Origin of the sequence: Streptomyces sp. 8N114 (assembly GCF_052245835.1) — a bacterium.
Classification (GTDB): Bacteria; Actinomycetota; Actinomycetes; order Streptomycetales; family Streptomycetaceae; genus Streptomyces.
This window is the reverse complement of the sequence record NZ_JBQQBT010000003.1, coordinates 194,114-207,073: the sequence shown is the minus strand read 5'-3', so window position 1 is coordinate 207,073 and position 12,960 is coordinate 194,114. Positions and strand designations below refer to the sequence as shown.

Genomic DNA, 12,960 nt, shown 5'->3' with positions numbered 1-12,960 from the left:
GGATGCCGGATTCCTCCGACGGACTGGCGTGCACCTGACAGCTGTCGATCGACAGCACGTCCCACGCGAGGCCGTCGATCAGGGTCGGCAGGGGCCCGATGCCCTCCTCAGGGCGCTGCGGCCAGGCTGGTACTGAAGGGCCGGTCGTAGACTTCCAAGCTGCGGATGGAGGCCCAGGTGCCCGAGGGCCCGGTGACCGTCACCCGCACGTACCGGGCTTGCGCCTTGAACTGGGCGGTCTGCACCTGCCTCGTGCTGTCGGTGCCGGTCAGATCGGCCAGAGTGCTCCAGTTGGCGTTGTCGTGGGAGCCCTCGATCTTGTAGCGGTAGTTCTTCTTGTCGAGTTCCCAGACGATGCGCGTTCCGGTCAGGGACTTCGGCGCGCCGAGGTCCACCGTGAGCCACTGCCCGGAGCTGCCGTTGGCCGCGGCCCAGCGGGTCGCCGTCGATCCGTCGACGGCCTTCGCCGCGGTGTTGCCGTGGTTGATTTCCTCGCTGCTGGCCGTCGCCTTCGCCCCGACAGCAATGTTGGCGGGCTGCACGGAGCGGTCCAGCTCGACTCCCACCACGCTGTCCTCGGGGGTGCGGCCGCGGTCGATGCCGGTGATCTTCACCTGGCCGTCCCCGTCGACGCTGAACCGCAGATCGCCGCCCGATGCCACATCAAAGACCCGCTTCACTTTCGCGTCACCGGTCGAGGGGGTGATGAACTCGGTGCCGCTGTAGCCGGGCAGCAGGTGGATGTAGAAGGTGTTCTCCTTGTGGGTGAAGCCGTACTTGCCGTCCTCCGGGTTCCAGGGCCCGCCGCGGGTGCCGTAGACGGCCTTGCCGTAGGTGTCCATGAAGGAACCGATCTTGCGGGCCAGGGCCACCTGGGAGTCAGGTACCTTCCCGGTGCGGTCCGGTCCGACATTGACGAGGCACGTCATGTTCCGCACCCAGCAGTTCACCAGGATGTTGACGGCCTGGCCGAAGTCCATCGCTTCGTCACCGGAGTAGCCCCAACTGCCGCCGAGGGTGAACGCCTTTTCCGACAGCTCGGTGGTCCGGACGGCGCCGGAGGGGACGCCGGGCCCCTCGTCCCTGGGGTAGCTGGTGTAGTCGCCCATCCAGCTGGATCGCGTGTTGACGATGATGTCGGGCTGGTGCTTGCGGACCATGCCCATCAGGCCGAGGGGACGGCCGGTCGCGGGGTCGGTCTCGCTGTAGGCGGCGTCGACCTTCCAGTCGTTGGACGTGTCGCGCAGCTTGCCGGGCTCCCAGAAGAAGGCGGAGTCCCGGTCGGTGCCCTGCTGGCCGAGCCAGCCGCCGTCCCACCAGATGTCGTCGATCTTGCCGTACTTGGTGACCAGCTCCCGGACGGACTGGTACACCTCGTTCTTCATGACCCGCGCGTTCTCCTTGTGCGCGGGGTCTGTGGTGTAGCCCCACGCGTTCTCCACCGCACCGGTGCCGTTCCAGTCGTAGTAGCCGGGGTAGCGCCAGTTGATCGGGGAGTAGTACAGGCCGACCTTGAGGCCGGCGTTGCGGACGGCCTTGACGTACTCGTCGATGAAGTCCCGCTTGAGCGGCTCCTGTCCGGAGTGCCAGGCATTGGGGTGGCCGGTCGGCCACAGGGCCAAGCCGTCGTGGTGGCGGGTGGTCAGCACCGAGTACGCGGCGCCCATGTCCTTGGCCAACTGCGCCCAGTCGGCCGGGTTGTAGGCGCTCGCGGTGAACTGCGTATCCGATGCGTCGGTGAGGTACTTCTTGTAGTTGTCCGGCGTGATGGCGTCGTTCTCCATGTGCCACTCGCCTTTGGCCGGGCCGGCGTAGACGCCCCAGTGGATGAACATGCCGAGCTTGGCGTCCTGCATCCACTGGATCTTCTCGTCGGGCTGCTGCTCGATGCCCATGTCCCCTTGGGGAACACGCGGTGGCAGGAGCGGCAACGGCTGAGTGGCCGCGAACGCGGGTGTCGCCAACGTCGGCGTGACACTGGCGGCGGCCGTCATGGCAGCCATACCGGCCAGCACTCTTCTGCGCGTCATGTGCTCGGTCATCGTGGTCGCTCCTGTTTGATTTTCGGGACACAGCGCGGGAGGGGTGCTCTGACTGCGGCCCGGTGACCAACAGATCGGGTGGGGGAACCCACGAGGGGCGGGGCGCTGGGAGAGCCGCATGAGACGCGCGCTCCGCCGAAGAGTCATCAGATGTATTAACGGGCATCGCGCCGCCCCCGTCCAGAGGGAAGACAAAATCCGGTGCTAATTACCCGGTTACCCACCGGGGCCTTCGACGTCGTTCACAAGTGATCTGATGTCCTGCGCTCTGCGGTGGACGTGCAAAGAGTGCTCATCGCTCCGTCTCCCCGCAACTGCCGGTCGCCTCGGAACCGTTGACGGCTACGCGCTTCACCCCTACGGTCCCCCAACAGAGCCGCACACGATCCAACAATGAGCCGCCTCGCCGGCCGGCGACCGACGCGCCGGCCCTGATCGGTATGCGCCCGTGCGCGGGGCTCGACATGCCGGGCTGCCGCCTGCCGCCTGCCGCCTGCCGCCTGCCGCCTGCCACTCCTCTCGCGGGGACACCTGGTGCTCAGTAGCGCTCTTCTGGCGCTCACCGGCTCCGCCATTCGAGGCCGTTGTGCCCGCGCGACGTCGGTGGACCACCTGCACGTGCCACTCATTCATGCAACGGAGCACTGGAGGTTCCATGACCAGAACACATCGGCGCGGAGTGACAACCCGGCGCCTGCTCATCGGGGTTGCGAGCATGGCCGTCGCATCGGCCGGGCTGCTCGCCCCCGCCCACACCGCGTCAGCCGACACACACGCCTGGATGAACAAGGGTCAGCCCCCTGAAGAGCGCGCGAACGACCTGCTCAAGGCCATGACCCTCGAAGAGAAAGTGCACATGCTGCACGGGGTCGAGCAGTCGGAGTCACCCCTCCCCACCATTGGCTACATTCCGCCGATTCCGCGGCTGAAGGTCCCCGGCATCACCATGACCGACGGCCCGGCCGGCGTGCGGGACAGCCAGTCCCCCGACACTCAGGACAAGGCCACCGCACTGCCCTCGCCCTCAGCCCTGGCGGCAAGCTTCGACACAGAGCTCGCCGAGGAGCACGGCTCGGTGCTCGGCTCCGAGGCGCGGGCGCTCGGCCAGGCCCAGGTGTTCGCCCCTGGACACAACATCCAGCGCGTGCCCGTCAACGGCCGCAACTTCGAGTACTACAGCGAGGACCCGTATCTCTCCGGCACCCTGGCGGGCGCGAGCACGCGCGGCATCCAGGACCAAGGGGTGATCGCCACCCTGAAGCACTACGCGGCCAACAACCAGGAGACCGACCGGATGAGCGGGTCGTCCGAGATCGACGACCGGACGCTGCACGAGATCTACGAGAAGAACTTCGATGTCGCCATCGCCGGTGGTAGGCCCGGCTCCGTGATGTGCTCGTACAACAAGATCAACAGCGTGCATGCCTGCGAGAACAACCAGACCCTGGGGGACCTGCGCTCGAAGCTGGGCTTCGACGGCTACATCGTGTCCGACTACCCGGCCACCCACAGCACCAAGTCCGTCAAGGCCGGACTGAACGTCGAGCTGCCGACCGGGGTGCACGCCACCCTGCCCAAGGTCCAGGCTGCGCTGAACGACGGCTCGATCACGATGGCCGACGTCGACACCCGGGTACGCGAGACGCTCACCACCCTGTTCCGGTTCGGGATGTTCGACCGCGATCCCATGGCGCGGGGCGAGATCGATGAAGGCAAGGACAGCACGTCCGCCCAGGAGATCGCGGCCGAGAGCGCGGTCCTGATGAAGAACGAGGATGCCGCGCTCCCCCTCGGTTCCTCGACGGACAGCGTCGCGGTCATCGGGGGCCCGGCGAAGCAGACGGCGAGCGGCGGCGGCAGCAGCGCGGTCAAGCCGCTGTCGATGGACAACGCCTACGACGCCATCGCCTCCCGTGCCGGGTCCTCGACCAAGGTCTCGTACGCGGACGGGTCCGACCTGAAGCAGGCGGCGGAGGAAGCGAAGAAGGCCAAGACGGCCGTGGTGTTCGTCAAGGACGAAGCGAAAGAGGGCGAGGACCGCAAGAACCTGAGCCTGCCGGGCAACCAGGACGCCCTGGTCAACGCGGTGGCGGACGCCAATCCGAACACGGTGGTCGTACTCCAGACCGGTGCGCCCGTCCTGATGCCGTGGCTGCCCAAGGTCAAGAGCGTCCTGCAGACCTGGTACCCCGGCGCCCGGGGCGGCGCGGCCACGGCACAACTGCTGTGGGGCGACGTCAATCCCGGCGGCAAGCTGCCGCAGACCTGGCCGGCGAGCGAGACGCAGACGCCGGTGAGCACGAAGGAGCAGTTCCCGGGCGTCGGCGGCAAGAGCAAGTACACCGAGGGCGTCAACGTCGGCTACCGGTGGTACGACAAGGAGAACCAGGCCCCTCTCTTCCCGTTCGGCCACGGCCTGTCCTACACCGCCGGCTTCTCCTACCAGGACCTGAAGCTGGAGAAGTCCTCGGGCGGCCCCAGTGATCCGGTGACCGTGTCGTTCAAGGTGACCAATGCCGGTGAGCGGGAGGGGGCTGAAGTTCCGCAGCTCTACGTCGGCAAGCCGGACACGAAGGCACAGACGCCGCCGAAGGAACTCGGCGCCTTCACCAAGGTCCACCTCGACAGGGGCGAGACCAAGACGGTCACTCTCGAGGTCGACCCGCGGGAGCTGTCGTACTGGGACAGCGAGGCGAAGGACTACCGCGTCCAGAGCGGTGAGTACGAGATCTCCGTCGGCGGCTCCTCACGGTGGCTGCCGCTGCACGGCACGTACCAGGTGAAGTAGACCAACAGCCGGTCCGCGCAGAGGGCATCGGGCTGCCGAGCGCGCTCGGCAGCCGGATGCCTCCGTGCGCCGCCTTCACCCGCATCCGGCATTCAGCTGCCGTACACACGCTTCGCGGTGCCCGACCAGATCCACGCCTGCTCGGTGGGTGTGAGGTCCGCGATGAGCAGCATGGCTGTTTCGACCACCTCGGTGTACGTGGCTGCCAACCGGCATACCGGCCAGTCGGAACCGAACATCAGCCGGTCCGGCCCGAAGGACTCCAGCACGGTGTCGACGCAGGGGCTAAGGTCCCGCACCGACCAGGTGTCCCAGTCGGCCTCCGTCACCATGCCGGACAGCTTGCAGACCGTGTTGGGGAGGGCCGCGAGCGCACGGACGTTCCGCGCCCAGGGCTCCAGTTCGCCGGAGGCGATGGGCGGCTTGCCCAGATGGTCGAGGACGAAGGTCAGGCCGGGCAGCTCGGTCGCGGCCCCGATCGCCGCGGGCAGCTGGTGAGGCAGCAGGACGAAGTCGTACGCGAGGTCGGCGGCCTCGATGGCGCGCAGACCCCGCAGAACATCGGGGCGGACGAGCCACTGCGGGTCGGGCTCGGCCTGGACCTGGTGGCGGATGCCGCGCAGCTGGTCGCCGCCGGGCAGCGCGGCGAGGCGTGCGAGCTCGTCGGCGATCCCTGGAACGGTGAGGTCGGTCCAGCCCACGACTCCGGTGACCAGATCGCTGTTCGCCGCCAGTGCGAGGAGCTCGGGGGTCTCCTCCGCCACCGTGACCGTCTGGACCAGCACCGTGCGGGTGACGCCCGCCGCGCGGGCCTCCGGCTCCAGATCGGAGAGGGAGAAGTCGCGGCGGATCGGGGCGAATTCGGGGCCGCTCAGCCAGTCCTGGCCGCGGACGGACAGGTCCCAGACGTGATGGTGGGCGTCAGTGATCGGCGGGCGTGACATCGGCTCAAAGCTCCCAGACGACGGGGAGCGAGGCATCCGCGCCCTCGGAGGAATAGTCGTGGACGATGTCGAGGAGCTCGGCCATGCGTGCCTGCCAGGCGATGTTCACCGGCAGCTCGTTCAGTTCGGCGATCATCTTCGGATAGTCCTCGACCTCGATCAGATGGAAGAGGTCCGTGCCGCTGCGCCAGATCGTCCACGACGTGGCCCCGGCCGTGCGGATGGCCTCCCGCAGCTCGGCGGGGACCTCGCGGTGGGCGGCCTCGTACTCCTCGATGCGGTCGGAGCGGACCTTGGTGTGCAGGGCGACTCGTGTACTCATGACGGCTCCTCGCTCGACGGTTCTTCGCTCGACGGCTCCTCGATGATGACGACGTCCAGGGTGCGTGGGCCGTGTACGCCTTCCACCCGGTCGAGTTCGATGTCGCTCGTGGCCGACGGGCCGGAAATGAACGTGAGCGGGCGGGCGGGGTCCAGGCGGGTCAGCGCCTCGGGCACGTCACCGGCGACCTGCGCCTCCCGCACGACGCACAGGTGGTGGTCGGGCAGCAACGTCAGTGCCCGTCTTCCCTGTCCAGGACCCGCGTCCAGCACGATCGTGCCGGTGACGGCTATGCCCACGGCGCAGGTGGTCAGCACTGCGTCCACCGCGTCCACATGTTCCACGTTCAGCCGTGGCTCCTCGGCCAGGACCGTCCACTCCCCCGTCGGCAGCATCTGTGGCGGGAAGCCTTCGGGCACCACCAGGGAGCCGACACCGCGCCTGGACAGTGCGTCCGCGACGACGGCGCGCGCCCCGACGGCGGAGGTACGGGTGACCGTGGCCCGGTAGTCCGCGACGCGTTCGGCGAAGAGCGAGACCGGGTCGGGTCCGGCGTGGCTGGACGCGTATGCGCGCGGCACCGGCACGTCGTCCGGGGTCTCCGACGCCGGCACGTCCGTCAGTGCGGCCCGTATGCGCTGCAGGACGGTGTCGCGGGGGTTCATCGTTTGCCGCCTTCCGTGCCGCGCGTGCGCCGCCACCACGCCCGGAAGGACTCCCGGGCCGGTGGCGCTGTGTCCCGGGTGTCCGACCAGCGGCGCAGCGGCCCCGGCAGCCTGCCGATCCGCCCGCGCCGCGTCAGCAGCCGACTGCCCGCCGAGCCGAACCGCTGCGCCCAGGCCAACCGTCGCGGCGACCCGAGCGTCGCCGCCACGGCCTTCATCACCAGGGCCTCCGGGGTCGGTACGGGTCCCCGCTCGGCCTCGACCGCCTCGGCGCGCAAGTGGACCAGTACCTCCGGAATGTTGATCTTCACCGGGCAGGCGTCGTAGCAGGCCCCGCAGAGTGAGGAGGCGAAGGGCAGCGAGGCGGCGTGCTCGACGCCCACCAACTGCGGGGTGAGCACGGCCCCGATCGGGCCGGGGTACACCGAGCCGTACGCGTGACCGCCGGTCCGCTCGTACACCGGGCAGACGTTGAGGCAGGCGGAGCAGCGGATGCAGCCGAGCGCCTGCCGGCCGACGGGGTCGCGCAGCGTGGCGGTGCGGCCGTTGTCGAGGAGGACCAGGTGGAAGTCCTGCGGCCCGTCGCCGGGCGTGGTGCCGGTCCACATGCTCGTGTAGGGGTTCATACGCTCCCCCGTGGACGAGCGCGGCAGGAGCTGGAGGAAGACCTCGAGGTCGGCGAAGGACGGCAGGACCTTCTCGATGCCCATGATGGTGATCAGCGTCTGAGGGAGGGTCAGGCACATCCGTCCGTTGCCCTCCGACTCGACGACCCCGACCGTTCCCGTGTCGGCGGCCGCGAAGTTGGCCCCGGAGATCGCCACCTTGGCCCGCAGGAACTTTTCGCGCAGATGCAGCCGGGCCGCCTCCGCCAGGTCCCCCGGATCGTCGGTCAGTGCGTCGGGCGCCGGCCGCCCCCACTCGGCCATCACATCCCGGAAGATCTCGCGGATCTCGGCGCGGTTGCGGTGGATGGCGGGGACCAGGATATGGGAGGGACGGTCGTCGCCGAGCTGCACGATGAGCTCGGCGAGATCGGTCTCGTACGCGCGGATGTCCGCTGCCGCAAGGGCCTCGTTGAGTCCGATCTCCTGAGTGGCCATGGACTTGACCTTGACGGCCTCCCGCTCGCCCGTCGCACGCACGAGGTACGTCACGATGCGGTTCGCCTCGGCGGCGTCGGTGGCCCAATGCACCGTGCCCCCGGCCTTGGTGACGGTTTCCTCCAGGCGGAGCAGATATGTGTCGAGGTGGCGTAGCGTGCGCCGCTTCAGCGCGGCCCCGGCCTCGCGCAGCTGCTCCCAGCCGCCCAGTTCGCCGGTGGCGGCGAGGCGCTTGTCGCGGATGGTGCCGGTGGCCTTGCGCAGGTTGGCGCGCAGCTGCGTGTCGGCGAGGGCGGTGCGGGCGGCGTCGGGGAATGCGGGCGTCCCCAGCCAGGTGATGTTGCCGGCTCCGCTCACGGCAGATCCCTTTCCGTGGCTGCCAGGATCTCCGCGAGGTGCCGCGTCCCGACGCCCGTACGCAGCCGGGAGAGGGCGCCGGCGATGTGCATCAGGCAGGAGTTGTCGCCCGCCGAGAGCACCTCGGCACCGGTGCCCAGGACGTTGGACATCTTGTCGGCCAGCATGGCATTGGAGGTGTCGGCGTTCTTCAGAGCGAAGGTGCCGCCGAAGCCGCAGCATGACTCGGCGCCCGGCAGCTCGACCAGGTCGATCCCTTTGACCGCGCGCAGCAGTTGCAGCGGCCGGTCGCCGACGCGGAGCATCCTCAGCGAATGGCAGGTCGGGTGATACGTGACGCGGTGCGGGAAGTACGCCCCCACGTCGCGGATACCGAGGACGTCCACCAGCAGCTCGGAGAGCTCGAACACCGTCGGGGCCAGCTGTTCGACCGCCGCGGCGAGCGGTGCGTCGCCGTGCTGCTCGGCCAGCACCCGGTGATGGTCACGCACCATCCCGGCGCACGAGCCGGAAGGCGTCACCACGGTGTCGTACGTGCTGAAGACGTCCACGAACCGGCGCACCATGACAAGAGCCTCGCGGCGGTAGCCGGAGTTGAAGTGCATCTGCCCGCAGCAGGTCTGCTCCTGCGGGAACTCCACGGTGTGGCCGAGGCGTTCGAGGAGCTTCACGACCGCCTTGCCCGTCTCCGGGAACATCGTGTCGTTGAAGCAGGTGATGAAGAGCGCTATGCGCATCGCTCCTCCTGCCCTCCGGCCGCCGGGACCGGCACTTCGGCGGGCAGCAGCCCCTCCGCCCGCAGCCCCTCCCACAGCCCGTCCGGTATCTCGAGGCGCAGCATCGCTGCCGCGTCCTGTGCCTCGGCCACCGACCGTGCCCCGGTCAGCACGCTCGCCACCGCCGGATGGCCGAAGGGGAAGCGCAGCGCGGCGGCGCGCAGCGGGACGCCGTACGCCTCGGTGACGGCCCGCATGTGCAGGGCCCGGGCGCGTATCGCGTCGGGTACGGCGGTGTAGTCGTACGTGGCGTCGGGCCGACCGGGGTCGGCGAGGAGACCGGAGTTGAACACGCCGCCGATGACGACGCGCTTGCCGCGCTCCTCCGCCGCAGGCAACAGCTCGCGCAGCGCGGTCTGTTCGAGCAGCGTGTAGCGGCCGGCGCAGAGCACCAGGTCCACGTCCGTGTCGGTGACGAAACGCGTCAGCATCCCGGCCTGGTTCATGCCTGCGCCGATCGCGCGGACGATGCCCTGGGCGCGCAGCCGCTCCAGCGCGGGGTATGCCTCGCGCAGCGCCTGTTCCCCGTGGTCGTCGGGGTCGTGGAGGTAGACGATGTCGAGGCGGTCGAGGCCGAGTCGCTCCAGGCTCTGCTCCAGGCTGCGCCGCACGCCGTCCGCGCTGAAGTCCCAGACGCGGCGATGCGTCGCCGGGACGGCGAAGCCGTGGGCGAGGTCGTCGCCGGGCCCCTCCCCCTCGGCGTACGGAACGAGTAGCCGCCCGGCCTTGGTGGACAGGGTGTATGCGTCACGTGGCTTGTCCCGCAGCGCGGCCCCGAGGCGGCGCTCCGCGAGGCCGACGCCATAGTGCGGGGCGGTGTCGAAGTACCGCACGCCCGCATCCCAGGCCGCCGCGACCGTGGCCGCGGCGGTGTCCTCGTCCACCGCCTCGTACAGGCCGCTGATCGAGGCGCTGCCGAAGCCCAGTTCCGTCACCTCGACGCCGGCCGCCCCGATCGGGTGCGTACGCATACGCATCACCGGTCCGCGCTGTCCGCCGGCGGGCGCGGCCGCAGGCCCTGCATGCCGCCGTCAACCGCCAGCGCGGTGCCGGTGACGCTTCCCGCTGCGGGGCTCGACAGGTACACGATGGCGGCGGCGACCTCCTCTGCGGTCACCAGCCGGCCCATCGGCTGGCGGGCGTTGAGGGCGGCCCGCTCCAGTGCGGGGTAGTCGGCGGCGGCGAGCAGCCTGCCGATCCAAGGAGTGTCGGCCGTGCCGGGGTTGACGCAGTTGACCCGGATGCCCTCGTGGATGTGGTCCGCCGCCATGGCCAGGGTGAGTGACTGCAAGGCGCCCTTGCTGGCGCTGTACAGGGCGCGCTGCGGCAGGCCGGCGGTGGCGGCGATGGAGCAGGTGTTGACGACTGCGGCATGGGCGGAGCGGCGCAGATGGCTCAGGGCTGCGCGCGTCGTACGCACCACGCCGAGCACGTTGACATCGAGTACCCGGTGCCACTCGGCATCGTCGTTGTCCTCGACGGTCCCGACGGCGCCGATGCCGGCGTTGTTGATCAGGATGTCGAGGCCCCCCAGGTCGTCGGCGGCCGTGCTGACGGCAGCCGCCACCGCAGCCCCGTCGGAGACGTCGGCGGTGTAGCCGTGCAGCGGCGCGTCGACATCGGGGTTCAGGTCGAGCACCGCGACGCCGGCGCCGCGCTCGGCCAGCAGCCGGGCCGTGGCCAGGCCGATGCCGCTCCCGCCGCCGGTGACGAGCGCCTTGAGACCGTCCAGTTCGCCACTCATGCGGTTGCCTCCTCGTTGTCGGCGGCGTCAGCAGCCCAGTACGTGCCGCCCGGGTAGCGGAAGGTGGTGATCGACTGTGCCTTCATCTGCGCCGAGAACCCAGGTGCGGTGGGTGCCGCGTAATGGCCGTTCTCCACGTGCACGGGGTGCTCGAAGTGCTCGTGCAGATGGTCGACGTACTCGATGGCCCGGTTCTTCGTGCTGCCGGTCAGGGCCACGTAGTCGAACATCGACAGGTGCTGGACGAGTTCGCACAGGCCCACCCCGCCCGCGTGCGGGCAGACGGGAATGCCGAACTTGGCGGCGAGCAGCAGGATCGCGAGGTTCTCGTTGACGCCGCCCACGCGTGCCGCGTCCAGCTGGAGGATGTCGATGGCGCGCGCCTGGAGGAGCTGTTTGAACACGATGCGGTTCTGTACGTGCTCGCCGGTGGCAACCAGCACCGGGAAGACGCCTCGGCGGACGGCGGCGTGCCCGAGGACGTCGTCCGGGCTGGTCGGCTCCTCGATCCAGTACGGGTCGAACTCCTCCAGCGCCCGGACCCAGACGATCGCCTCGTCCACGTTCCACCGTTGGTTGGCGTCTATGGCGATACGGATGTCAGGCCCCACGGCGGCGCGCGCGGTACGGCAGCGGCGGATGTCCTCTTCCAGGTCGGCACCGACCTTGAGCTTGATCTGCGTGAAGCCGTCGGCGACGGCCTCCTCGGCGAGCCGCTTGAGCTTGGCGTCGGAGTAGCCGAGCCAGCCGGGAGAGGTGGTGTATGCGGGATAGCCGCGCTCACGCAGAGCCGCTTCCCGGTCGGCGGCGCCCTCGCGCCCGTTCCTGAGCAGTGCGAGCGCGTCCTCGGGGCTGAGGACGTCCGCTATGTAGCGGAAGTCGATCTGGTCGACCAGCCAGTCCGGCTCGGCGTCGGCGAGCAGTTGCCACAGCGGCTTGCCCTGCTGCTTTGCGGCGAGGTCCCAGACGGCGTTGACGACAGCGCCGATCGCCATGTGCATCACGCCCTTCTCGGGACCGAGCCAGCGCAGCTGGCTGTCGCCGTTCAGGTCCCGGCTGAGGGCGCCGGGGTCGGCGCACAGCTCTTCTGCGGACCGGCCGACGATGTGCGGCCGCAGAGCCTCGATGGCGGCGATCTGGACCTCGTTGCCGCGCCCGATGGTGAAGGTGAAGCCATGCCCCTCATGTCCGTCGCCCGCGTCGGTGCGCAGCACCACGTAGCCGGCGGAGTAGTCGGGGTCCGGGTTCATCGCGTCGGAGCCGTCGAGCTCGCGTGAGGTGGGGAAGCGGATGTCGTAGGTGTCGACGGCAATGATCCGCGGGGCCCGGGGGGCTGTGGATGCTGTCACTGTGGCGCCTCTCACGCTTGCGCAAAGGTCTGGCGCTGGCCGCCGAGCCCCGTGATGGTGAGCTCGGTGGTGTCGCCAGCGCGGAGGAAGGGGTTGCCGGGCAGACCCAGGGCGACGCCGGCCGGGGTGCCGGTGTTGATGACGTCGCCGGGCTCCAGCACCATGTACTGGCTCAGATAGGCCACGAGATGCGCGACGTCGAAGATCATGTCGCTGGTGCGGCCGTGCTGCCGCTCGATGCCGTTGACGGCCAGCCGCAGCGTGAGCTGCTGCGGGTCGGGCACCTCGTCGGCGGTGACGAGGAAAGGCCCGAGCGGGTTGAAGGTCTCGCAGGACTTGCCGAGGTCCCACTGGGAAGAGAAGTCCAGCTGGAACTCGCGCTCGGAGACGTCGTGGCTGATCGCGTAACCGGCGACATGGTGGAGGGCTTCCTGCGGCCCGGCCAGGTAGCGGGCGCGCGCGCCGATGACGACGGCGAGCTCGACCTCCCAGTCGGTCCGGGTGGAGCCACGCGGGATGAGAACCTGGTCGAAGGGGCCGATGACGGTGCCGGGGTCCTTCATGAACACCACGGGCCGCCCCGGGATGCCGGCGCCGGTCTCGGTGGCGTGGTCGAGGTAGTTCAGGCCGATGCACACCACCTTGCCGGGGCGGACGACGGGGGCGCCGATGCGCAGCCCGGTCGGGTCCAGCTCCGGCAGTGTCCCCGCTTCGGCGGCGGCGCGGACCCGTTCCAGGCCGCCGCCTGCGAGAAGGGTGCCGTCGATGTCGGCGGTGAGGGAGGACAGGTCCAGCGTGCGGCCGTCTTCGGTGCGGAGGGCGGGGCGTTCGAGGCCCGGACTGCCCAGACGCAACAGTTTCATGGTGTTC

11 protein-coding genes are annotated in these 12,960 nt (G+C 69.6%); 1 reads left to right on the top strand and 10 read right to left on the bottom strand.

Annotation, left to right across the window (positions count from 1 at the left end):
• Nucleotides 1–107: 107 nt before the first annotated feature.
• Nucleotides 108–2,042, bottom strand: a complete 1,935-nt coding sequence (locus ACTWQF_RS09045) for an alpha-L-fucosidase (RefSeq protein ID WP_443278668.1) — start codon at nucleotides 2,040–2,042, stop codon at nucleotides 108–110.
• A 655-nt stretch (nucleotides 2,043–2,697) separates the two neighbouring features.
• Here ACTWQF_RS09045 and ACTWQF_RS09040 point away from each other — a divergent pair.
• Nucleotides 2,698–4,830, top strand: coding sequence for a beta-glucosidase family protein (locus ACTWQF_RS09040; protein ID WP_443278667.1), 2,133 nt, complete (start codon nucleotides 2,698–2,700; stop codon nucleotides 4,828–4,830).
• Between the two features lie 92 nt (nucleotides 4,831–4,922).
• Here ACTWQF_RS09040 and ACTWQF_RS09035 read toward each other — a convergent pair whose 3' ends face one another.
• The 9 genes from ACTWQF_RS09035 to ACTWQF_RS08995 are packed head-to-tail and all read right to left on the bottom strand — an operon-like array spanning nucleotide 4,923 to nucleotide 12,953.
• Nucleotides 4,923–5,774 carry an amidohydrolase family protein gene (locus ACTWQF_RS09035; protein WP_443278665.1) on the bottom strand — a complete coding sequence of 284 codons (852 nt, stop codon included), beginning with the start codon at nucleotides 5,772–5,774 and terminating at the stop codon, nucleotides 4,923–4,925.
• A 4-nt stretch (nucleotides 5,775–5,778) separates the two neighbouring features.
• The gene (locus tag ACTWQF_RS09030; protein WP_443278664.1) at nucleotides 5,779–6,096 is read right to left on the bottom strand and encodes an L-rhamnose mutarotase; all 318 of its coding nucleotides are present in this window, start codon (nucleotides 6,094–6,096) and stop codon (nucleotides 5,779–5,781) included.
• Entirely contained in the window at nucleotides 6,093–6,761 is a 669-nt protein-coding gene (locus ACTWQF_RS09025) for a LutC/YkgG family protein (protein ID WP_443278663.1), read from the bottom strand. The genes ACTWQF_RS09030 and ACTWQF_RS09025 overlap by 4 nt, the downstream gene beginning before the upstream one ends.
• On the bottom strand, nucleotides 6,758–8,221 hold the full coding sequence (locus tag ACTWQF_RS09020; protein ID WP_443278662.1) for a lactate utilization protein B: 1,464 nt from the start codon (nucleotides 8,219–8,221) through the stop codon (nucleotides 6,758–6,760). Before ACTWQF_RS09020 ends, ACTWQF_RS09025 begins: the two co-directional genes overlap by 4 nt.
• Complete coding sequence (locus ACTWQF_RS09015) at nucleotides 8,218–8,958, bottom strand: (Fe-S)-binding protein (RefSeq protein WP_443278661.1); 741 nt, start codon at nucleotides 8,956–8,958, stop codon at nucleotides 8,218–8,220. The genes ACTWQF_RS09020 and ACTWQF_RS09015 overlap by 4 nt, the downstream gene beginning before the upstream one ends.
• Nucleotides 8,949–9,968 (bottom strand): aldo/keto reductase, encoded by a 1,020-nt coding sequence (locus tag ACTWQF_RS09010; RefSeq protein ID WP_443278660.1) that lies wholly within the window; start codon nucleotides 9,966–9,968, stop codon nucleotides 8,949–8,951. The genes ACTWQF_RS09015 and ACTWQF_RS09010 overlap by 10 nt, the downstream gene beginning before the upstream one ends.
• Nucleotides 9,969–9,973: 5 nt before the next feature.
• Nucleotides 9,974–10,741, bottom strand: coding sequence for an SDR family NAD(P)-dependent oxidoreductase (locus ACTWQF_RS09005; protein ID WP_443278659.1), 768 nt, complete (start codon nucleotides 10,739–10,741; stop codon nucleotides 9,974–9,976).
• Nucleotides 10,738–12,090 carry an L-fuconate dehydratase gene (locus ACTWQF_RS09000; protein WP_443278658.1) on the bottom strand — a complete coding sequence of 451 codons (1,353 nt, stop codon included), beginning with the start codon at nucleotides 12,088–12,090 and terminating at the stop codon, nucleotides 10,738–10,740. The genes ACTWQF_RS09005 and ACTWQF_RS09000 overlap by 4 nt, the downstream gene beginning before the upstream one ends.
• 11 nt (nucleotides 12,091–12,101) lie before the next feature.
• Nucleotides 12,102–12,953, bottom strand: a complete 852-nt coding sequence (locus ACTWQF_RS08995) for a fumarylacetoacetate hydrolase family protein (protein ID WP_443278657.1) — start codon at nucleotides 12,951–12,953, stop codon at nucleotides 12,102–12,104.
• Between the last annotated feature and the right edge of the window lie 7 nt (nucleotides 12,954–12,960).

Coding starts and splice junctions, on each gene's coding strand:
- ACTWQF_RS08995 (WP_443278657.1), bottom strand. CDS start 12,953: ATGAAACTGTTGCGTCTGGGCAGTCCGGGCCTCGAACGCCCCGCCCTC.
- ACTWQF_RS09035 (WP_443278665.1), bottom strand. CDS start 5,774: ATGTCACGCCCGCCGATCACTGACGCCCACCATCACGTCTGGGACCTG.
- ACTWQF_RS09010 (WP_443278660.1), bottom strand. CDS start 9,968: ATGCGTACGCACCCGATCGGGGCGGCCGGCGTCGAGGTGACGGAACTG.
- ACTWQF_RS09040 (WP_443278667.1), top strand. CDS start 2,698: ATGACCAGAACACATCGGCGCGGAGTGACAACCCGGCGCCTGCTCATC.
- ACTWQF_RS09005 (WP_443278659.1), bottom strand. CDS start 10,741: ATGAGTGGCGAACTGGACGGTCTCAAGGCGCTCGTCACCGGCGGCGGG.
- ACTWQF_RS09025 (WP_443278663.1), bottom strand. CDS start 6,761: ATGAACCCCCGCGACACCGTCCTGCAGCGCATACGGGCCGCACTGACG.
- ACTWQF_RS09045 (WP_443278668.1), bottom strand. CDS start 2,042: ATGACCGAGCACATGACGCGCAGAAGAGTGCTGGCCGGTATGGCTGCC.
- ACTWQF_RS09015 (WP_443278661.1), bottom strand. CDS start 8,958: ATGCGCATAGCGCTCTTCATCACCTGCTTCAACGACACGATGTTCCCG.
- ACTWQF_RS09030 (WP_443278664.1), bottom strand. CDS start 6,096: ATGAGTACACGAGTCGCCCTGCACACCAAGGTCCGCTCCGACCGCATC.